Origin of the sequence: Bacillus sp. FJAT-49711, from assembly GCF_018343715.1 — a bacterium.
Taxonomy (GTDB): domain Bacteria; phylum Bacillota; class Bacilli; order Bacillales; family Bacillaceae_C; genus Lederbergia.
Window position 1 is genome coordinate 18614 of record NZ_JAGYPL010000003.1, and the last position, 20309, is coordinate 38922.

Below are 20309 nucleotides of genomic sequence, written 5' to 3' on the forward strand. Positions count from 1 at the left end.
TAAACGATGTTGATTATTCTATCATTAAACGTTTTTGAATACAATTGTAGTCTTAACGCTTTAAACGATCTTTTTTATTTTCCTCCATACAGTCGTTCTTTATCCAGACATATTAAACAAGCACAGATTTAACTGCTTCCTCTAGTTTTACACCCCTTGAAGCTTTAAAAACGATAAGTTCATCGCCTTCAATTTTCTCTGTCAATGTGTCAATTAGCTTTCCTTTATCCTCAAATTCGTACACTCTGTTCTCTGGAAAGCGCATTTTTGCACCGGCAGCTATATATTTCCCTAGTGGACCATACGTAAACACATATTTAATTTTATTTGGATCCAAATCTTCCCCAATTTGCTTATGGAATTCCTCTTCCTTTTCACCAAGTTCTAGCATATCGCCTAATACAACAATTTTTTCACGATCCTCGGCCAAATTTTCAACCATAGAAATGACAGCTCTCATGGCAGTTGGGCTAGCATTATACGCATCGTTTAAAATACGCGTTCCTTTTATACCTTCATGCCATTCCATTCTCATATTTGACAATTTTACTGATTTCAAACCTTCTTGAATAGAAGTTAATGGAATCAAAAATTCTTTCGCAGCGAGAATCGCCGCCAGCGCGTTCATTATATTATGCTTTCCTGCAATGGGAAGAAAGAATGTTTCATCAGAAAGTCCAGGAACGATAAAGGAGCTTCCATTCTCTACGATATTGATTTCCTCTGGATATAAATCATTTTCACGTGTTTCACCAAACGTACACGTATGGAACTGTTTAAGACTGCTAATTTTTTTAATCAATAATGGTTCATTGCCGGGATAAATTAATAAACCGTTTTTCGGAAGTCCATCAATAATCTCCAATTTCGCATTGGCAATCGCTTCACGGGAACCCAGATCCTGCAAATGTGCTTCTCCAATATTTGTAATAATGGCTGCGTCTGGCTGTGCAATTTTCGTTAATAATGAAATTTCCCCTTTGCCACTCATCCCCATTTCAAGAATGGCAATTTCAGTTGTTTCATCCATACCTAAAATTGTTAAAGGCAGGCCAATATGATTATTAAAATTCCCATCTGTTTTATGCACTTTGAACGTTTCTGAAAAGACAGCTGCGACAATATCTTTTGTTGTTGTCTTTCCGTTGCTTCCCGTGATCCCTATTACTTTTGCAGCGGTCTGCTTGCGATAGGAATGTGCTAGATCTTGCAGGGAGCGAAGCGTATCTTCAACGATTAAAACAGGCTTATTTAAAGGCGGATTTGGCACATCCTTTTGCCAAAGGACGGCTGCGGCACCTTTGGCAAATGCAGCATCTACATATTTGTGTCCATCATTAGCCTCTCCCTTTAACGGAACAAATAAAGTTCCCTCCATATTCTGCCTAGTATCAAATGACACTCCTCGTATTTCAATATCTTGAAATGGTGCTATATCATTATCCACTTTTATCATTGTTGCCAACTGCTCTATTGTACGCTTTATCATCATAAATCCCCCCAACATTACAGCTGTCCCAAACTCAATTTCACGAATGGGACAGCCTGTATTGAATTTCTTTATTAAATGCCCGCCTTGAGTGCCTATCGACTAGCAAACTGCATGCACTTTACCCTACGATAAGTGAATTTCACCTTTTTCTAATTAAAACGTATGAATAATACTCTGTTTTTCCTTATGGCGCTCAACAGCAAGTTTAACTAAGCGTTCAATCAATTCTGGGTATTCAACTCCTGTATGCTTCCATAAAAGGGGAAACATACTGAACGGAGTGAAACCAGGCATTGTATTTACTTCATTTATAATGATGCGCCCTTCTTCCGTTACAAAAAAGTCAGCTCTAGCAAGTCCAGAGCAATCGAGGGCTTTGAAAGCCTTGATGGCCATTTTCGTTATTTCATTATAATGGTGTTCGGGAATGTCTGCAGGGATAATTAATGCCGTATCACCATCAGAGTATTTAGACTCATAATCATAAAATCCTTTATTTGGAACAATTTCTCCGGCGACTGAGCATTCCGGAAAATCATTTCCGAGAACGCCTACTTCTATTTCTCGGGCCGAGACACCTTCCTCTATAATAATTTTCCGATCAAATTTAAATGCATTTACAAATGCTTCAGCCAATTCATTACGATTTTCACATTTACTTATCCCTACACTGGAACCAAGATTAGCCGGTTTGACAAAACAAGGATAGCCTATTTCCGATTCCACGTGATCATAAGAACTTTCTCGATCCAAATCCCATGAACTGCGAATAAAAGAAACATATTTCACTTGATCTAGACCCGCTTGTGCAAATATATTTTTCATGATGACTTTATCCATGCCTGCTGAGGAAGCAAGGACGCCATTTCCAACATAAGGAATATTTAATAACTCCAACATCCCTTGTACTGTTCCATCTTCACCATTCGGACCATGCAAAAGCGGAAATACGACATCATAGCTCCCTTTATGCGCAGGCGAAATTTTTGTACTTAATGCATTAGGTCCTACTTCTTCTCCTGCATTATGGAATTCTAATTCCTTCACATTATCAACAGGACCATTTAATTCCGGGCCTTTAATCCAATTACCTTCATTTGATATAAAAATAGGATGAATAGCAAATTTATTCGTATCCAAAGCTTTAATAACTGCCTTGGCTGTTTGTAAGGAAACCTCATGTTCTGCCGATTTTCCACCGTATAATAAACAAATATTCGTTTTCATAATAATCCTCCATGAAATGCAGATGTTATTTATTTTACCATGAAGAAGGGACATAATCTAAATGAATTCTTCTGATTTTCTTTTTATAGTATATGGGCGAAAGCTTCATTGGTGCTCTATCAAATAGTCAAGAAAAGCACAAGTATCTGTTCAGCGACGTACAAACTTTTTAAGCTTCTGACGAGATAAAGGAAACACGGCGAGGTTGGAAAAGCGCAAGGCCCCTGGAGTTAAACAATAAAAACTTCCTTCGGCATAAAGATCAAATAAAATTTCATCCTTCCTTTACTAAAAAAAAACGTGGAACCACTGTTCAGTGAGCCCACGCTTTGCCGTTTCCCGTTTACGATGATGAGTACGCCGCAAAAGCTTGCCATTCACCCGTTTTACGATCAAAAACAAGTTTTCCATCAGCTTTTCTTTCACCAAGCATTTCGTATTCCTCGTACATAGCATCCATATCAAAAAAGTCTCCGATTACCCATACTGGAACCTCTATCGTAAACCTATTGCGGACAGCTTTTTCAATAGAAATAACAATTCCTTCTTTCATAAAATCAGCATAAGGATGAAGGATTTCTTTTGGTATTGGAGGAATACTTTTCTTTTTCACTCTAAAAAAGAGAGGCTTTTCCTTTTGATTATTTATTTTACCGACTATTGCTGAGCCTAGCATTGTAAAAAAAGGATCCCAATCCTTATAGTAGGTCTTATTAAACCAACCATCGTCTCCAGCAAGATAGGCAAAGTTATTTCTTAGTTTTCCATAAAAAGGGAGTCTTAAATGTTCTTTACGATGCCCCAAATAAAGGATTTCAGCTATTTCCTGTCCACTTAATAGATTTAAATGTTCCTCATCATTAAAATCTATCCAGCAAAAATCGCCATAACTATGTACATCTTCTTCAAGTAGATTTTCAATCATTTCCTCATCGATATATTCCAACATTGTATGCATATTATAGTGACTATCCTTTACTTTATGACGGATTAATAATGCATTTGGGATTTGATTAGGAATACCGGAAATAAATTCAACAAATTCAATTCCATATGAAAGAACAAAATGGTCATTATTATTCATATGTACATAGATCAATTCGCGATCCGATACATGTTTTTTCAAGAAAAGCCCTCCATTGCTAATCAAAAGGTTGTGTATGGCTCCATCTTTGAAGTTGATTCTATCATAACAGATTTTCACCATTATTTAAGGAATTCCATAATTGTTTTATAAAATTTCGTCTGAAACGATAATTGTTGCCGCTTTGTGGGTAAAGTATGTATATCTTACTGGAATTAATATAGAGAAAACCAACCTATTCAATTCCATTAATAAAGGAAATTTGCTAAGGAGGTGAAGTCCTGCTTCATAGAAAAAATTGAAGCATGGCGCTCCATTGATAGTCATTAATATACTTCTCGTTATTCTTTTAATTGCATTAACTGCCTTTTTCGTTGCATCTGAATTCGCCATTGTCAAAGTTCGCGGTTCACGCATTGACCAACTGATCGCACAAGGTAATAATAAAGCCGTCACAGCGAAACGGCTGCTTTCTAACCTAGATGGATACTTATCGGCCACTCAACTTGGAATTACAGTTACCGCACTAGGATTAGGGTGGTTAGGAGAACCAACTGTTCAAGTACTGCTTACACCCATATTTGAAAAGTTCTCGGTTCCGGAATCACTCGTCAGTATTCTATCTTTTATTATTGCCTTTAGTACAATTACCTTTATTCATGTTGTAGTCGGCGAATTAGCTCCTAAAACATTCGCTATTCACAAAGCAGAAGAAATTACACTTGCAGTAGCAGCTCCTCTCATATTATTTTATAAAATTATGTACCCTTTTATTTGGGCATTGAATGGTACAGCTCGGTTGATTGTAGGATTATTTGGTATAAAACCCGCTTCTGAAAGTGAACTAGCCCATTCAGAAGAAGAATTAAGGATCATACTGTCAGAAAGCTTAAAAAGCGGAGAAATAAACCAATCTGAATATCGATATGTAAATAAAATTTTCGAATTTGATAATCGGATTGCCAAGGAAATCATGGTGCCAAGGATTGAAATCTTAAGTATAGATAAATCCGCTTCGATTGAAGAGATAATTGGCACGATACGGGAGGAAAGGTTTACCCGCTACCCAGTAACAGATGGTGATAAAGATACAATCATCGGAATTGTCAATGTAAAAGAGTTCCTCTCCGATTGCATCGGCGGCAACTGTATGGGGAACGAGCCAATCATGCCTTACGTAAAGCCAGTTATTAGAGTGATTGAAACAATTCCAATCCAAAGCTTACTCGTCAAAATGCAAAAGGAAAGAACACATATGGCAGTTTTATTTGACGAATATGGAGGAACTGCAGGAATCATTACGGTTGAAGACATCCTCGAAGAAATTGTCGGTGATATTAGGGATGAGTTCGACACAGATGAAATACCAAATGTCCGTAAACTATCAGATAATCACTACTTACTCGATGCTAAAATGCTTATTGACGATGTAAATAATCTATTGGGAGTGCATCTATCTGGGGATGATGTCGATACAATTGGTGGTTGGCTCCTGACTCAAAAGTATGATTTGCAAGAAGGGGATACACTTACTGCCGATCAGTATAATTTCCACGTTCATACGATGGAAGGATCACATATTAGTGTAGTGGAAGTAAAGAAGAAGGAATAAAAAAACACTTTAGGATCTTCTCCTTAAGTGTTTTTTCTTCTTTTTTCAACATTTATTTCCCAAGAAATAAACACTATATCCAATCGTACTTTTAAAAGAAATAAAACAAGCCACGCATGCATTCCTGTACATACCTGACTTGTTTGCCTTTAAGAGTGAAGTTCCGAATAATTTTGGATAGACTTGACATCCTCAAGTATCTTGTTAATCTCAAGCCTTGATTTCGTTTTGGAAATCTTAACTCCGATCTCTGTCAGACTACTTATTACTTTCTGAAGCTGATCATGATCTCTTTGCAAGAAAGATCACCTCTTTAAGATTTGACATCTTATTCATATTCTACCTTAAATTCCACTCACTGTATATCGTTTTTGAAGAAGAGTAATCAATTTGTCAACTTTTTTGCTTTACTGTTATTTACTATACCCAGCGATAGAAAGAATAATCCTCTTTTAAAAGAATTTTCCTTTTATGAACATAAGCGGAAGACGTTGGAGCTAGACGTAAACTTATTTCTTAGAAAGCTATCAACAAAGTTTCCAATTTATCATTCATTAACAATAAAAAAAGAAGCAGTCGTCAGTTAGACGACTGCTATCCCTTAATGGTATCTCTTTAAGATAGACTCTAGCCTCAAAGCCAATCCAAGACTTCCTTTTACTTTTAATCTTCCCATCATATAGGCAGTTGTACTGTTTAATCTCCCAGACAGTAACTCTTTAAAATCATTAAAATTCATTATGAGCGTACACGGTGATTCATTGGTCGCTCCTTCCACTACTTCCGCTATTCCATCTTTCAAAATAAGTTGATAAACGCCGTTTTGCTCACCAGCTATTTCGAATTGGTAAACAGCATTAATATCTTGTAAAGGTTCACGTTGTGCATTCATTACTTTAGAAACTCGCTGCAAAATGTCATTTAAGCTTTGATTTTCAAATGTAATTTGCATATTTCCCCTCCAAAAATTGTCATTATTTTCTATTATACCATTTTTAAAAATTCTGACAATATAGAGAGGATTTAATTATTTTTTTCCTGACAAAACAGTAAGCGGACGGAATAAGGCAATCCCTTTTCTTTTCTTTTTATTTCTTGAATTCTCGACCATTTTAAATAATTGCTGGTCCCGTTCTCTCTCTTCTATTTTTTCTGCTAAACTTTCAACTTGTTTTGTCAGTGCCCGATTCATTTCAATCAAAGAGGCTTGTTGCATTTCCAAATCTTTCATTTGCTCAATAAATTCATTTAGATCCTTATTTGTTTCAGTTGCAGGAATTTGCTTTTTAGGAGTAATTCCAACTGCTTTTTCAGCCGCAAGTTCAACAGATAACTCTTCTTTTGTCATCAGATCCATCATATTAGAAATGATTTTTATATCAGCGTGCTTAAAGATTCGACCGTTATTCGTCCCACGTTCAAATCCGTATCCATTGGCCTCCAATAATGCTGCATACTTTCTAATCGTACTAGCCCCAATGCCAAGTGTTTTCGCTGCTTCGGAAGAAAAAATGTGCTGTTCCACCGTATCCCTCCTGTTTACATGTTATTAATACATTTCAACAGGAAAGGATGCATGTCCTTTCACTAATCATGTAGATTGGAAAGAGGTTTTGTCATACTCTTCAAATAAGTTTCGAGCATAATTTCAAATTAAGAAACTTGTAAAGCCTTCGTTACGAAATACAAGAAGCTGCTATTACTCACATTTGATTCTTTTGTAAAAATGATAAAAACCATACGGCATGATTTTGTTCATCTGCCGCTGCTCTGCGAAATAGTTCCTTAATAAAGGGATTTTTGGCCTCATCAGAAATCTCTAAATAAAAGTCTACTGTTTTTTGCTCATCTTCAAATGCAAATTGAAGTCCTGCTAAATAGTGATTCGGACATTCTTCGCTAATATGAGGCTGTGGCTGCTCATTCGTAATTAGCGTGTATATAGCGCAGATTTTATTAAAATGCCGAATTTCGTCATTTCGGATTTCCTGAATACGCTTTTTTTCCTTATCTGTCGACGCCATATCGATTAATTTTGCATAACAGTGGATTGCACTATACTCCCCATTGATTGCCTGGGCTATTTTTTCAGTCAAACCTTTATCTTCTTGGAAATGATTCAATTTAAACACCAGCCTAAGTGATCATTTTAAATTAGACTATGTTTTATTTATTTTTGTGTTCCATTATCTACAGCGAATTAAGAACCTCTTTATTATCATTTTTTGAGCTATTCACAAGGGGATTAACTGAATAGGCTTCCATTTCTTCAGCAGGAAAAGAAATGAGAATTTTTTTCAAATAATATTCATCACTAATTGAACGATCCAGCCATACCTTCTCTGATTCTTTCGTTAAGATTACAGGCATTCGATCATGAACACCTTTTAATACAGCGTTCGCTTCTGTCGTTATGATAGTACATGAATGAATAATCTCTCCATTATTCTCCCATCGATCCCATAGTCCCGCAAAACCAAACGATTCTTTTGATTTTAGCTGGAATCGATACGGTATTTTATTTGTCCCTACTTTTTTCCATTCATAAAATCCATCTGCTGGTATGACGCATCTTCTTCTTTTTAAAAGATTTCTAAAGCTTGGTTTCTGATCGATCGTTTCAGCTCGTGCATTGATCATTTTATAACCAATTTTCGGATCTTTGGCCCATGAAGGCACTAATCCCCATTTTAACATCCCCATCTTATTTCCAGCATCTGATCTCACAATTGCAAGTACATTCTGGCTTGGAGCAATATTATATCGTTCCACCCATTCTATCTCTTCAAAATCCATCAATTCGAATCTAGCTGCCAAATTTTCTCTTGGAGCGAATAAACTGTATCGTCCACACATTTCAATACACTCCATTCATTGATTTTGATCCTCAAGATTTGTTTATAAATAACTATTTGAGGAAATTATACAATATTAGGTCATATTAGTGAAAAGGAGCGATCATTATAATGAAGGTATTAGTAGTGGGCGCAAATGGACATACCGGACGGTTGCTCGTACAATATTTAGCTAACAATAGCGATCATCATCCATATGCGATGGTGAGAAATGAAGACCAGGAAGAAGAACTTATGGAATTAGGAGCAGTTGAAGTGATTGTCGCCGATTTGGAAGCAGATATTAGTCGAGTCACGAACGGGATGGATGCCGTAATTTTTGCAGCAGGCTCTGGATCAAAAACAGGTCCCGACAAAACGATATCTGTTGATCAAGAAGGAGCCATCAAATTGATTGATGCAGCAAAATCAAGCAGTGTAAAACATTTTGTCATGTTAAGCTCCATCGGCGCAGACGATCCGCAAGGGCCCATCGAACACTATTTAACTGCAAAGCGAATAGCGGATGATCATTTAAAGAACAGCGGACTAACTTACACCATTGTAAGACCCGGACGACTAACACATGACAAGGCTACAGGTAAAGTAGAGCTAGCGGAAAAAATTGAACTAATGGATGACCGGTCCATCCCTCGTGCAGACGTTGCTCATGTTCTAGCTGCTTCGCTCGAGATTAATAATGCGGGAAATAAAGTAATGGAGATTTTATCCGGAGATAAGGAAATAGAGTCAGCGATGGAAATGCTGTAAAATGATTAAAATCCCTTACAATTATAAGTGAGGGATTTTATATGTTTTATCGATTATAAAGAAGGTTCTTTTCGTGCCCGTCCTGACTTAATCAGCCATAGATGAACGAAAAACTCAATGACCGTTAGAAGTGCAGCCGTAATTAAGGCACCACCCATCGTAACATCTGCACCCGCAAAGAAATATGATAAAAAATAAATAATGAGGGCGGATATTACAAAATCAACTGTATTACTGATCCAGAAAGTTCCCTTTTGTAAAATAGCGATCTCCATCAAAAAGCCGACTACGGCCAGTGTTAAACCAATGATGATCGGCTGATATACATTTGGAAAATTAACATTTGTTAAAAGGTTAGCCGATATGATTAGAATAATGGGACAAACAATTAATTTCATAATTAGGTTCAGCATCAGACAGGCCTCCAAAATTTCCTATTAAAGAAAGGATGCCAATTATCATAAGAAAATATGCAAATTGGAGTAAATGGAGAAAACAAAAAGCATTTCTGAAAGAACCTTCAGCTCTCTAGAAATACTTATTCCTTACACTCTACTATCATTGATTAGAAAGCAACTTTTTTCTTCTTAAAAAATCTCTAACCTCTTCTTTCTCAAGTCCCATCTTTTTCGCTTCTATGATAAGCGTTAACCATTCTTTATCCATTTCAATTATGTAACTTTTCAATTCTCCCAAGTCCATACCCCCTAATGTAATAAAACACTCTCCCTTAGTACCTATGGCTAACTTGTTTTTTTGATATAGAAATTGTGAAATGTTTACAGTTTTTATATTAGCGATTCCCACGCATTAAAAGTGTTACTTTTTGCCTATTCAAATAAAGTAACGAACGTGCTTTTTCTATGAAAATCGTCACTTTTCAAGGAAATAGCTTAAGATGAGACATCCAAATTTTCTACAAGATGAAAATATTACTAGGATTTTGTGATCCAATCCTACTTTGAGTCGAATATTTTTTGAAAATTCCCATGATACCTTAGACGGATATCTTTACGTTTCCAGAAAAGCATTGCCCCACCAAATAGGATTAATAGTCCACCAAAAAACAAAATATTGTAATTGTTTGTTGCTGTGTTTGGAAGCTTATTAACCATTTTTGGGTCGATCGTTGTTTCAGTAATTGATGTGTCTCCACTATTTGGGGCATTTTCAATCGGTGCAGCTATATCTTTTATACCTTCTGCCAGAAAAGTTATCTCCACCTCAGCTTTAGCACCTTGAAATGAATTATCTAAATGGGTTGGCATTTTCACCTCAAATAATAATGTATCTGAAGACCCTACTGACAATTCCAGTGGAGTAAAACCAGTGAAATCTTTTAATTTCCCTTTGAATAAAGTTTCCGATTCTTTTTGAACGAGTAAATCTAGCTCTTCAAATAGTCCTTTCGTAGACTTTGATTTTCCTATTTTAGCAATATATTTAAAATCTTGTTTTCCATTGTTCGATATTGTGATATTTCTGGGGATCCAGTCTCCGGGTTTTAGATTTTCAGTGTTGAAAAGGATGCCATTGGATGTCGTTTTAATACTAATTTCTTTTCCAGCTGCTGAAATAGATTTAATGCCTATAAAAAGCGGGCATACCATTATGCTTATAAGGAGAATGATTAATCCTATAATATTTAATTTGTTTTTCTTAGACATGGCAATACCTCGCTATTCGTAGATTTAGGAAAAGGCGGGAGAAAGTTCCCGCCTTTTGACTCATTATCTGATTGATCCAGTAGTTTGTTTTGCATCGAATGTCCACTCAAGTTTTAAAGAGTCATCTTGGAAGACGTTTTGATCAGCCTTATTGTCAACAAACTCAAACATAACCGAAAGGGTATCCGATTTTCCAGCTTGCAAACCACTTGATTCCCCACCAAGAAGCCATCCTAATACATCACGTTCTACAACATCTTTTTTACTAAGATTCTTTAAAGTTGTTTCGTGTACTACTTCCGTTCTTTTATCATTGTTAATTAGGAATTTAACTTTAATATGCTCGCCGAAATCTGCACCAGCGTTATCCCCTTTTGCATCTGTTACTGTATACTTGGAAGTCAGTAATACTTTGGATACATCAAGACTTCCAATGTTATTTAGCTTAAACGTTCTTGTCATAATATCTCCAGGCTTTAAGTTACCTACATCAATTATTGCATTATTAGCACCGTTTGCAGTTACATTGATATCTAGAGTACCAGCTGCAAAGCTGCTATTGTTTACTTCCACATCATTAAAGTAAGCAAATGTTCCTCCTCCAACTAAAGACAATCCTAGTGCTGCTGATGCTAATCCTAAACCTAATTTCTTTTTAATACTCATTTCATTTTTCCTCCTTACCCTTTTTGGGTATGTATATTTTTTTATATTGATCCTTGCTGTTTGCAAGGAGGTCAATCATATTAAGCTGATTTCTCTTTGATGTCTTTTTTGCCTACTTTAGGATCTAATTCCCTTAGCGCTGTCAAAATACTGTATCCAGCATAGCCAAGCAACAACACCCCTGGGCCAATCAATAAAATGGCACTGCCCTCTTTTGATTGAGCAAAATTTATGAAATATCCTATATACGGAATGGTGAAATCTGCATATTTTGCAACGACATTATCGGATAAAACTAAGTCCATATCTGCAGCATTGTTGTTATCTCCCTTTGTTTCATACATAACATGTTCGCCGCTCGTATTAACTCCGATGATGCGATGAGTGATTAACATTTCTTCATTTGCTTGGAAGGTTATGATGTCCCCTACTTGAAGATTTGTTCTTGCATCCTCATCCAAAGGTTTTACTGCAATGACGGAGCCGGTCATAAAGGTAGGCTCCATTGAACCGGATAGAACCGTTTTGAGCTGGTAGCCAAACGCCTGTGGTTCCCCACCGGATGCCTTAGATGAAACAACTAGGAAAACCATGACAAGCAAATTCATAAATAAGATCGCGGTAATTATGTTGCTACATATTTTTAATGTTTTTCTCATTTCTCCACCTGCCTATATATCACTATTTTCAGTTTCAGAAGAGGAATCTTCTTTAACAGTATTGTTTTCCTGCTCTTCGACATCTTCCGAATCCTTCGGTTGTTCTTGCTTTACATCAGTTAAAGAATTCTTTGTTTCCTCAGATGTCTCTTCTTGCATAGGTTCTTTTGCTTCTGTTCCTGTTCCTGATGGTTCTACTTCTTCCTGGTTTTCAGATTTTATCTGTTCTTCTTCACTTTTGAGCTTTTTCTCAGTAAGCTTTACAGTGATCGCATCGCTCCATAATATGCCTTTCCCAGGGTGGTCTTTATGTTGATAAGCTTTAAACATATATTTACCTGGCCTATCAGGAGTAAAAGTCAACGCTATTTGTTCTCCCATTTTTAAAGGTTTAAAAGTTAGATTAGATACTACAATTCCTTCTTTAGGATTTCCTTTTTCTTTGAAATAGACTTCATATGAACCAGTTGTTTGCATATCCGATCCAGTATTTTTTATAACAGCTGATATTACTTCTCCGTCATATTGAGCACTTACAAATTCCAAGGAACTGCAATCCCAATCTCCATGGTTGTTACTAGAGCATCCATCTTTATCCTCAGTCTCCCATGTGCCTGCTTGTATCGACCCTTCCAAAGACTTAACATTTGAAAAAAATGCATTCGTTTCTCCGGCAAGGATAGCTGCTATTCCAATGCATAAGTAAACTACAATTACTAGTTTTAATAGAATGCTATAATGCCCAGTCTTCTTCCTATATTTTTCTACTCTGCGCAGTCGTATTGGAATTCCTCCTTTACCGTTCTAGTTCTTTATTGAGTTTATTGTGTTCTTTTTAAAGAACTATTTGATTTGAGTATAGGTCAAAAGAATTAAATTGAAAACCGTCAAATTTCGGCGTATTTTCTTTATAAAGAACATTTAACTTTAAAAACCTCCTTTTATCTCAAGATTCCTCATTATTTGATAAATTATAAAGAACCTTATGTTCTTTATTAAGAATAAACTAAAAAACAAAAAAGCTGCCTCGTTCTTAAGACAGCTTTCTTTTCACTTTTATTTTATTTCACCGAGCTTTTTAAATTCACAATAACGATTTCTGGTCTATTTAAAACCCTAAAAGGAATGATACTATTTCCTAAACCTCGGCTTACAATCATATGCGTGTTTCCTTTTTCGTGAAGCCCCGAAGTATACTTAGGAAACCATCCCTGACCCGGTGCAATGAGACCCCCAATACCCGGGATACGAACTTGCCCTCCGTGAGCGTGGCCAGTAAAAACAACATCTATATGTTTAATCGCATATACATCAAATACTTCTGGCCGATGAGAAAGAAGTAGTTTGAAAGAATCCTTCTGATCATCTAGTAATATCTCATCTAACGATTCGGCTATAGTCTCTTCTGGTGGTGGAATTGCTTTTATTAGCGGATCTTGAACACCAGCAATTAGCAACGATTCGCCCGCCTTTTCTATTTCGACGGTCTCGTCCATTAGAACATGAACTCCTAAATCCATTAACGCCTTTGTAATCTCATCAATTTTATTAACTGCTACTTCGTGATTACCCGTTACATAGAACACATCCGTAAATGGTGTGATTTGCTCTACGAAGTCAAGACTGTTCTGTAAATCATATCGATTACTATCAATAAAGTCACCTGTAATAAAAACAAAATCAGGATTCAGTTTCTTTACTTTTTTCACAAGACGAGCTTGCTTTTCACCAAAAGTAGCATCATGCAAATCTGAGATCTGAACAATTTTTATACCATCAAATTCCTTTGGAATCCGTTCAGATTCAATTTCATACTCAGAAGTTTGCAGCCAATAATTATTTATGTATAAAAAAGCCCATACAAAAGCGATAAAAAGGATTAGTTTCAGTAGTTTACGTTTCATTGTCGCGTTCCTCTCAGGAAAAAATAACTCTAGCCTTATCATAACATTTTATTTCTATGAAAATAGATGTATGACAAAGAAAAGCGGAAGACGCTTAAACAAAAAAACAAGCCCCTCTCTTAAAAGAGAAGGGCCCTGCTTATTTATTCCTGCTGTTCTTCTTTGTTATAATAATCTACTGCATACATCGCGCCTTCCCCTACCATTCTTGTATCGCCCAAATCATGAGGGTCAGGGTTCCCAGCCTTATCTAATAGGTCTTGGCACGCACTAGGGTTTTGGTCACATAAAAAGTCTACCACTCTTTCTTTAGCCGTTCGGTAAAGATCCATCACCTTCTCCCTATTTTCTTGTTTTGATAAATAGGAAGCACCGGCAATTCCAAGTCCTAACAATAACAGTGGATTTATGCTTTTAGACATTAGAGTTGCCTCCTTTTCTGTCTTTGCATTATATTTACCCACTATTTTTAAGGTAAAAACATCAGGAGACGACTGTTCGTTTTTTCGAAGCTGCAATAATATTCTTAATTGCGTCTCTTTCACCTTTGTGCAGCAGATCTACTATTTTACTGCCGACAATTACTCCATCACAATATTCACCTAGTTCCCTTACCTTCTCAGGGGATGATACACCGAATCCAGCGAGTACAGGCACGGAAGAAAACTCTGTTAATTGTTGTAAATATGACGCTAGCCCATCCTCATATTTGTTTCTTACTCCTGTTATCCCTTTAACCGTAACCGCGTAAAGAAATCCTTCAGTTGCTTTAGCTATCTGTTCAATTCTATTGCGGGGGCTTGTGGGTGCAACTAGATGAATTAACGCTAGATCATACTTAGAAAATATTGGCGCAACCATTTCATCTTCTTCAAAAGGTAAATCAGGTATAATTAAACCGTCCACCCCGACTTCCTTGCAACGCTGCGCAAATTTTTCGATTCCATATGAAAAAATCAAATTGAAATAGGTCATGAGGACAATTGGAATTGATCTTTCTTCTTTCCAACCATGCAAACTTTCCAGTACTCCACTCAGTGTCGTCCCGTTTGCCAATGCTCTTAGCCCTGCCTCTTGGATGACAGGACCATCTGCAACTGGATCGGAAAAAGGAATTCCAAGCTCTACTACAGTAGCACCGCTTTTTTCTAGAAATAAAATTTGTTCATGTAAGTTTTCTAAGCCGCCGTCACCAGCCATAATATATGGTACAAATGCTTTATCTCCATTATCTAATACCTTTTTAAAAGCTGCTTCCATTTTTGCTTTACCCATTGCTTACACCTCCAATTACATCTCTAACAGCTTCCACGTCTTTATCTCCTCTTCCGGATAAACATATGACAAGTGTTTCGGATTCTTCCATTTGTTTTGCAAGCTTTAACGCGTAAGCTACTGCATGCGAGCTTTCTAATGCTGGAATAATCCCTTCTGTTTTCGCAAGTAATTGGAATGCTTCTAACGCTTCTTTATCCGTTGCAGATGTATATGTTACGCGTCCAGAATCTTTTAAATAGGCATGTTCAGGCCCTACTCCTGGATAATCAAGACCTGCGGAGATCGAATGGGCGCTTTGAATTTGACCGTGTTTGTCTTGTAAAAGATAGGTTAATGTACCGTGCAACACCCCAGCTTTTCCGTCCGTCAAGACAGCTGCATGCTTCCCTGTTTCAATACCTGATCCAGCTGCTTCCACACCGTATATTTTCACTTCTTTATCTTCAATGAACGGATAAAACATTCCCATTGCGTTGCTTCCTCCGCCAATGCAAGCAACAACAGCGTCTGGAAGTTTGCCTTCTTGTTCGAGCATTTGCTTTTTTGTTTCACTTCCAATAACACTTTGGAAATCTCTTACAATTCTTGGGAAAGGGTGAGGTCCGACAACTGAACCTAAAATATAATGGGTATCTTCTACGTTTGCGACCCAGTAACGAAGTGCTTCGTTAACTGCATCCTTTAGCGTCCCACTTCCTTGTGTAACACTTCGTACTTCAGCTCCTAAAAGCTCCATCCTAAACACATTCAATTGTTGGCGGCGAATATCCTCTTCACCCATGAATACGATGCATTCCAATCCAAGCAACGCACACACAGTTGCTGTTGCCACGCCATGTTGGCCTGCACCAGTTTCCGCTACCACTTTCTTTTTCCCCATGCGAAGTGTAAGAAGCGCTTGGCCAATCGTATTATTGATTTTGTGAGCACCCGTATGATTTAAGTCTTCACGTTTCAAATAAATTTTTGGACCAGCCCCGATCTTCGTTAAATTTTCAGCAAAATATAAAGGGGTTTCTCTACCAATATATTGTTTTAAATAATGATCCATTTCTTTTTGGAATTCCGGATCAGCGATCGCTTTTTCATATTCGTCTTCCAATTCCAATACTGCTGTCATTAAGGTTTCGGGAACAAACCGCCCCCCGAATTGACCGTATCTGCCTTTAATATCTGGTGATGTGTAAACTGCCACTATGTTCACGCTCCTCTAATTTTGCTGCTGCTATAAACTCTTTGATTTTTTCCGAGTCCTTTACTCCGTTTGTTTCAACGCCACTAGAAACATCCACAATGGCTGGTCTGACGTTCGATACTGCTTTTTTTACATTTTCACGATCAAGTCCACCAGCTAAAATGATTTTATCTTTCGGAATAGCTAAATTTTCAAGTAGATTCCAATCAAATGGAATCCCACTTCCGCCACGATATTTTACACCCGGGCTATCTAATAAGAAATAATCGCAATCATATTTTGCTAGTTTATTAAGATCCTTTTGCTCTTTTATAGAAAAAGCCTTAATAACGGGATACGGCAAGCTATTACAAAATTCAGGGTTCTCGTCTCCGTGCAGCTGGATATAATCGAGATTGGCCGTTTTAACAGTACGAATGATATTTTCTTGTGATTCGTTAACGAAAACACCAACTGATTTGACATGTTCCGGCATTTGTTGAATAATGTCTCCAGCTTTTTCAGGTGAAATTTTCCTTTTACTTTCTGCAAAGACAAATCCGAGATAGTCAGCCCCAGCCTCACTTGCAGCCAATGCAGCTTCTTCTGACATAATGCCGCAAATTTTAACTTTCAATTACTTCACCGCCTTCGTAAGCGGAATTCGTATTTCATTCATCGTTTCTGTGATATTCGCTGATTTCATTAACGTTTCCCCAACTAAAATCGCTTTTGCTCCAGCTTGAGAAACTTGTTCTACATCTTCCTTCGTGCGAATTCCACTTTCACTTACAAGGAGACAATTTTCACCTTTTAATACTGTGGCTACTCGCTCCGTCACTCCGAGATCAACCTCAAATGTTTTTAAATTACGATTATTAATCCCAATAATTCGTGCGCCAATTCGAAGGGCCATCTCTGCTTCTTTTTCATCATGAACCTCGAATAAAACATCTAGTTGTTTAGATCTTGCATAATGATATAGTTCACGCAGCCTCTCTTCTGGAAGCGCCGCCGCAATCAGCAGAATGACACTGGCTCCATGGTCCTTCGCAACATCAATTTGTACTTCATCAATCATAAAATCCTTGCAGAGTAAAGGGAGGTCAACCGCTTCTGAAACAGCGGAAAGATCAGCCATCGACCCTTTGAAAAATTGCCGATCTGTTAAAACGGAGATTGCACCGGCACCAGCCCCGGCATACGCTTTAGCCTGAGCAATAGGATCAACTTCATCATTGATCACACCTTTTGAAGGAGAAGCCCTCTTCACTTCAGCAATGACGCTGATCTTATCGAGATTTTTAAAGCTTTCATATAAGGAAGGTCTTCTTTTTTCATTGATTGATTGTTGTACACTATAGATTACTTTTAACTCCTGGACTTCTATCTTCTTCTGTTCAATGATTTTTTCTAAAATCGTCAATTTATAGCACTCCTTGCTTCGTATGTTGACTTCTTTCAATGAGGTATTCTAATTTGGATAAGGCAGCTCCGGAATCAAGGCTTTCCTTTGCCTTTTCGATTCCTGATTGAATGGAATCTACATTTCCATTTGCATAAATTCCTATTCCTGCATTTAACAATACTGTATCGCGAAATGGTCCATCATCTCCGCGAAGGACGCTCATCATAATATGCGCATTTCGTTCAGCATCCCCACCCATAATTTCCTCATTGGAATAAGTCGGGAGACCTACATGCTTTGGAAGTAAGGTAACAGAGCTTAACTCTCCATTTTCAAGAATCACGAGATGATTTTCACCAGATAGTGAGGCCTCGTCTAAATATCCCGCCCCATTGATGACGACCGCTCTTTTTCTTCCAAGCTGTTTTAAAACTTCACCCATCAGCATCAACTTATCACGGCGATAAATTCCTAATAACTGCGTATCCAATTCAACTGGGTTCGTCAATGGACCAATCAAATTAAAAATCGTTGGAACTCGAAGATCGCGTCTAACTTTCATAACAGCCTTCATAGCTGGATGTACGTGGGGAGCGAATAAAAAGGCAATCCCGTTTTCGGCAAGAAGTTCCTCCGTTTCTTCGGGTCTATTATCGAGGGAGACCCCCAAATATTCCAATACATCTGCACTTCCTGTTTGACTAGAAACACTTCTATTTCCATGCTTCGCAACCTTGATTCCAGCACCAGCGATGACAAAAGCTGAAGTCGTACTAATGTTAAAGCTGCTTGAACCGTCTCCACCTGTTCCGCAATTATCCATTACTCTGTCCTTCATCGATAAAATAGCCGGTGATTTTTCTCGCAAAGCATGGACCAATCCTGCTATTTCATCTGCCGTCTCACCCTTTAAGGCGAGTAGTCCAAGCAATGCTCCTGCCTCGCTTTCGGAAATTTCTCCCGAAAAAAGCTTTCTCGCCGCTTCTGTCATTTCCGTTATCGTTAAATGTTCTCCGACCATCAATTTTTGTAAATATTGTTTCATGTCCATGCTCCTCTCAAAATTGAATATAAAAAAGCCCTCTGCAAACACATAAAAACTTTGTGTTTACAGAGGGCGATCAGTCGCGGTGCCACCTCTATTGAAGATTTCATCTTCATCTCATCAAGTACAGGATTGTAAAAAGTGATATGAATTGCCCACTTTTAAAAAAAAGATCCGATACTTTATCCTTTTAACGGAGGAAACCGGATTTCCCTACTACTGAATTCAGGAAATCTCTCTTAAGCCCATTCCACAAGGCCGCTCGTACCGGATTCCCACCATCACCGGCTCTCTTTTACTAACGTTCCAAGTGTACTCTTCTTAATCAACGATTTACATTTTTCTTTTAAAAAGGTTATTTTCTTAAAAGCCCAAGAGCCGGCTTTTACAGTTCTGCAGTTCTTATTAAGCTAATAGCTCTTTCCCATTTAATTATCCTTCAGGTTAAGATCTGTTATCTAGATTTACATCAGGGAAAAGAAGCTTTTAAAAAAATACAAAAAGGGCCCTCATCCAAAGGACGAGGAACCCGTGGTACCACCTTCATTAGCCAAAAAAATCAGCTCACTTTACAGCAACAAGCAGACATGCTTATCACCTGTCTTACTAACGCGAAGACCTAGCGCCAAAGCCTACTTACTTTTTGTAAAAGTTTCGGTTTGGAGGCTCAGAAGCCCATTCACCATTTCTGCACACTGGTTTGCACCTACCACCAGCTCTCTAAAGTGCGACAAAACAGCTACTCTTCTTCGTCACTGCCTGAAATATTCATGTAGTTTGAATTATTTATCATCTTAGCTGTTTAAAAAAAGAATGTCAAGATATTATTTAAAAATTTAATTTTTGATTTTTGAAATAAAAGCTGTGAATGGAATTTATTATGATCTAAACTTTGAGACAATATCAACATAACTGTGGCCGCCTCTTTTACTAATTAAAGGCTCGATGGTTGTTTAATCGTGACCGTGCGCACCTCTTTTTCTGGATTGAGGTCACGATAAACAGTTAATCGTGACCATGCACATCCCTTTTTAATATTTAAAGGCACAATTAACGACTAATCGTGACCTTTGGAACTGCTTTTTCACATTTGAGGGCACGATTACCTATTTAAAATAACCTGGCCATCACTTTTTTCACGATTGGTGTATGATTGGGACTTTCAACCGGATAGGGTGAGAAATTATCATAAAGCAAAAGGACCCTTCATTGCACTATCATCATAATTCTTTTGAGGACTTCGATCCCCTTTTATCCTGCTCATTTTTTTCTCGTTCTTCGACAAGCTCGTCCGATATATCATCGATTGGCATGAGCAATTGATCACGCTGGGCCTGCTTTTCTGAATCTCCCTTGAATGCCTTGTCTTTATCATTCCGTTCATCCAGCGTCTTCGCTCTATCAATTTTGTTTTGAGTTGGCTCGTGACTCATCTTCATCCCTCCACTTTTACTCTTCCTTTTTCCTACATAAGTGGGAATGAAACAT

The 20309-nt window shown here is 37.5% G+C and carries 24 protein-coding genes and 2 other annotated features; of the genes, 2 read left to right on the plus strand and 22 right to left on the minus strand.

The window, feature by feature from the left end; translation table 11 throughout:
• Positions 1-112: 112 nt before the first annotated feature.
• The 3 genes from KHA96_RS14115 to KHA96_RS14125 form a co-directional block, all read right to left on the minus strand.
• Positions 113-1489 carry a UDP-N-acetylmuramoyl-tripeptide--D-alanyl-D-alanine ligase gene (locus tag KHA96_RS14115; protein WP_213129989.1) on the minus strand — a complete coding sequence of 459 codons (1377 nt, stop codon included), beginning with the start codon at positions 1487-1489 and terminating at the stop codon, positions 113-115.
• A gap of 156 nt (positions 1490-1645) precedes the next feature.
• Positions 1646-2719 carry a D-alanine--D-alanine ligase gene (locus KHA96_RS14120; protein ID WP_213129990.1) on the minus strand — a complete coding sequence of 358 codons (1074 nt, stop codon included), beginning with the start codon at positions 2717-2719 and terminating at the stop codon, positions 1646-1648.
• Between the two features lie 343 nt (positions 2720-3062).
• Positions 3063-3845 (minus strand): hypothetical protein, encoded by a 783-nt coding sequence (locus KHA96_RS14125; RefSeq protein ID WP_213129991.1) that lies wholly within the window; start codon positions 3843-3845, stop codon positions 3063-3065.
• A gap of 274 nt (positions 3846-4119) precedes the next feature.
• On the opposite strand from KHA96_RS14125, the gene KHA96_RS14130 reads away from it, so the two are divergent.
• Complete coding sequence (locus KHA96_RS14130) at positions 4120-5415, plus strand: hemolysin family protein (RefSeq protein WP_213130606.1); 1296 nt, start codon at positions 4120-4122, stop codon at positions 5413-5415.
• A 149-nt stretch (positions 5416-5564) separates the two neighbouring features.
• Here the strand turns inward: KHA96_RS14130 and KHA96_RS23070 are convergent, their stop codons facing one another.
• The 5 genes from KHA96_RS23070 to KHA96_RS14150 all read right to left on the minus strand — a co-directional run bounded on the left by KHA96_RS23070 (position 5565) and on the right by KHA96_RS14150 (position 8271).
• On the minus strand, positions 5565-5714 hold the full coding sequence (locus tag KHA96_RS23070) for an Lmo0850 family protein (protein WP_249315612.1): 150 nt from the start codon (positions 5712-5714) through the stop codon (positions 5565-5567).
• Positions 5715-6016: 302 nt separating this feature from the next.
• Positions 6017-6367, minus strand: coding sequence for an SCP2 sterol-binding domain-containing protein (locus tag KHA96_RS14135; RefSeq protein WP_213129992.1), 351 nt, complete (start codon positions 6365-6367; stop codon positions 6017-6019).
• A gap of 75 nt (positions 6368-6442) precedes the next feature.
• Complete coding sequence (locus KHA96_RS14140; RefSeq protein WP_213129993.1) at positions 6443-6940, minus strand: hypothetical protein; 498 nt, start codon at positions 6938-6940, stop codon at positions 6443-6445.
• Positions 6941-7118: 178 nt separating this feature from the next.
• Positions 7119-7547 carry a ferritin-like domain-containing protein gene (locus KHA96_RS14145; RefSeq protein WP_481748243.1) on the minus strand — a complete coding sequence of 143 codons (429 nt, stop codon included), beginning with the start codon at positions 7545-7547 and terminating at the stop codon, positions 7119-7121.
• 58 nt (positions 7548-7605) lie between these two features.
• Positions 7606-8271 carry an SOS response-associated peptidase gene (locus tag KHA96_RS14150; protein ID WP_213129994.1) on the minus strand — a complete coding sequence of 222 codons (666 nt, stop codon included), beginning with the start codon at positions 8269-8271 and terminating at the stop codon, positions 7606-7608.
• A gap of 110 nt (positions 8272-8381) precedes the next feature.
• On the opposite strand from KHA96_RS14150, the gene KHA96_RS14155 reads away from it, so the two are divergent.
• Positions 8382-9020, plus strand: coding sequence for an SDR family oxidoreductase (locus KHA96_RS14155; protein WP_213129995.1), 639 nt, complete (start codon positions 8382-8384; stop codon positions 9018-9020).
• A gap of 53 nt (positions 9021-9073) precedes the next feature.
• On the opposite strand, the gene KHA96_RS14160 is transcribed toward KHA96_RS14155, so the two are convergent.
• The 14 genes from KHA96_RS14160 to KHA96_RS14220 all read right to left on the minus strand — a co-directional run bounded on the left by KHA96_RS14160 (position 9074) and on the right by KHA96_RS14220 (position 20254).
• Positions 9074-9433 (minus strand): DUF2512 family protein, encoded by a 360-nt coding sequence (locus KHA96_RS14160; RefSeq protein ID WP_249315616.1) that lies wholly within the window; start codon positions 9431-9433, stop codon positions 9074-9076.
• A gap of 145 nt (positions 9434-9578) precedes the next feature.
• Complete coding sequence (locus KHA96_RS14165; RefSeq protein ID WP_481748244.1) at positions 9579-9716, minus strand: anti-repressor SinI family protein; 138 nt, start codon at positions 9714-9716, stop codon at positions 9579-9581.
• A 260-nt stretch (positions 9717-9976) separates the two neighbouring features.
• Positions 9977-10687, minus strand: coding sequence for an LPXTG cell wall anchor domain-containing protein (locus KHA96_RS14170; protein ID WP_213129997.1), 711 nt, complete (start codon positions 10685-10687; stop codon positions 9977-9979).
• A gap of 63 nt (positions 10688-10750) precedes the next feature.
• Positions 10751-11353 carry a TasA family protein gene (locus tag KHA96_RS14175; protein ID WP_213129998.1) on the minus strand — a complete coding sequence of 201 codons (603 nt, stop codon included), beginning with the start codon at positions 11351-11353 and terminating at the stop codon, positions 10751-10753.
• Positions 11354-11433: 80 nt separating this feature from the next.
• Positions 11434-12012 (minus strand): signal peptidase I SipW, encoded by a 579-nt coding sequence (sipW, locus tag KHA96_RS14180; protein WP_213129999.1) that lies wholly within the window; start codon positions 12010-12012, stop codon positions 11434-11436.
• Between the two features lie 12 nt (positions 12013-12024).
• Complete coding sequence (tapA, locus tag KHA96_RS14185) at positions 12025-12801, minus strand: amyloid fiber anchoring/assembly protein TapA (protein WP_213130609.1); 777 nt, start codon at positions 12799-12801, stop codon at positions 12025-12027.
• A gap of 272 nt (positions 12802-13073) precedes the next feature.
• Complete coding sequence (locus KHA96_RS14190) at positions 13074-13916, minus strand: metallophosphoesterase (RefSeq protein ID WP_213130000.1); 843 nt, start codon at positions 13914-13916, stop codon at positions 13074-13076.
• Positions 13917-14059: 143 nt separating this feature from the next.
• Positions 14060-14338: a hypothetical protein gene (locus KHA96_RS14195; protein WP_213130001.1), complete on the minus strand. Its 279-nt coding sequence runs from the start codon at positions 14336-14338 to the stop codon at positions 14060-14062.
• Positions 14339-14399: 61 nt separating this feature from the next.
• Complete coding sequence (trpA, locus tag KHA96_RS14200; RefSeq protein WP_213130002.1) at positions 14400-15191, minus strand: tryptophan synthase subunit alpha; 792 nt, start codon at positions 15189-15191, stop codon at positions 14400-14402.
• Positions 15184-16389: a tryptophan synthase subunit beta gene (trpB, locus tag KHA96_RS14205; RefSeq protein WP_213130003.1), complete on the minus strand. Its 1206-nt coding sequence runs from the start codon at positions 16387-16389 to the stop codon at positions 15184-15186. Before trpB ends, trpA begins: the two co-directional genes overlap by 8 nt.
• Positions 16361-17005 carry a phosphoribosylanthranilate isomerase gene (locus KHA96_RS23075; RefSeq protein WP_249315619.1) on the minus strand — a complete coding sequence of 215 codons (645 nt, stop codon included), beginning with the start codon at positions 17003-17005 and terminating at the stop codon, positions 16361-16363. Before KHA96_RS23075 ends, trpB begins: the two co-directional genes overlap by 29 nt.
• Positions 17006-17794: an indole-3-glycerol phosphate synthase TrpC gene (gene trpC, locus KHA96_RS23080; RefSeq protein WP_249315620.1), complete on the minus strand. Its 789-nt coding sequence runs from the start codon at positions 17792-17794 to the stop codon at positions 17006-17008. It lies immediately after the preceding gene.
• A gap of 1 nt (position 17795) precedes the next feature.
• A complete protein-coding gene (trpD, locus tag KHA96_RS14215; RefSeq protein WP_213130004.1) occupies positions 17796-18821 on the minus strand; it encodes an anthranilate phosphoribosyltransferase in 1026 nt (341 codons plus the stop codon).
• A 65-nt stretch (positions 18822-18886) separates the two neighbouring features.
• Positions 18887-19159 (minus strand) — a binding site (T-box leader).
• Positions 19160-19334: 175 nt separating this feature from the next.
• Positions 19335-19586: a binding site (T-box leader), on the minus strand.
• A gap of 455 nt (positions 19587-20041) precedes the next feature.
• On the minus strand, positions 20042-20254 hold the full coding sequence (locus tag KHA96_RS14220) for a hypothetical protein (protein ID WP_213130005.1): 213 nt from the start codon (positions 20252-20254) through the stop codon (positions 20042-20044).
• Between the last annotated feature and the right edge of the window lie 55 nt (positions 20255-20309).

What these genes read in the sequence shown, in the direction of transcription:
- KHA96_RS14155 (WP_213129995.1), top strand. Translation starts at nt 8,382, where the DNA reads ATGAAGGTATTAGTAGTGGGCGCAAATGGACATACCGGACGGTTGCTC.
- KHA96_RS14120 (WP_213129990.1), bottom strand. Translation starts at nt 2,719, where the DNA reads ATGAAAACGAATATTTGTTTATTATACGGTGGAAAATCGGCAGAACAT.
- KHA96_RS14135 (WP_213129992.1), bottom strand. Translation starts at nt 6,367, where the DNA reads ATGCAAATTACATTTGAAAATCAAAGCTTAAATGACATTTTGCAGCGA.
- KHA96_RS14170 (WP_213129997.1), bottom strand. Translation starts at nt 10,687, where the DNA reads ATGTCTAAGAAAAACAAATTAAATATTATAGGATTAATCATTCTCCTT.
- sipW (WP_213129999.1), bottom strand. Translation starts at nt 12,012, where the DNA reads ATGAGAAAAACATTAAAAATATGTAGCAACATAATTACCGCGATCTTA.
- KHA96_RS14220 (WP_213130005.1), bottom strand. Translation starts at nt 20,254, where the DNA reads ATGAGTCACGAGCCAACTCAAAACAAAATTGATAGAGCGAAGACGCTG.
- KHA96_RS14150 (WP_213129994.1), bottom strand. Translation starts at nt 8,271, where the DNA reads ATGTGTGGACGATACAGTTTATTCGCTCCAAGAGAAAATTTGGCAGCT.
- KHA96_RS14115 (WP_213129989.1), bottom strand. Translation starts at nt 1,489, where the DNA reads ATGATAAAGCGTACAATAGAGCAGTTGGCAACAATGATAAAAGTGGAT.
- KHA96_RS14195 (WP_213130001.1), bottom strand. Translation starts at nt 14,338, where the DNA reads ATGTCTAAAAGCATAAATCCACTGTTATTGTTAGGACTTGGAATTGCC.
- KHA96_RS14190 (WP_213130000.1), bottom strand. Translation starts at nt 13,916, where the DNA reads ATGAAACGTAAACTACTGAAACTAATCCTTTTTATCGCTTTTGTATGG.
- trpD (WP_213130004.1), bottom strand. Translation starts at nt 18,821, where the DNA reads ATGAAACAATATTTACAAAAATTGATGGTCGGAGAACATTTAACGATA.
- KHA96_RS14160 (WP_249315616.1), bottom strand. Translation starts at nt 9,433, where the DNA reads ATGCTGAACCTAATTATGAAATTAATTGTTTGTCCCATTATTCTAATC.
- KHA96_RS14175 (WP_213129998.1), bottom strand. Translation starts at nt 11,353, where the DNA reads ATGAGTATTAAAAAGAAATTAGGTTTAGGATTAGCATCAGCAGCACTA.
- trpA (WP_213130002.1), bottom strand. Translation starts at nt 15,191, where the DNA reads ATGGGTAAAGCAAAAATGGAAGCAGCTTTTAAAAAGGTATTAGATAAT.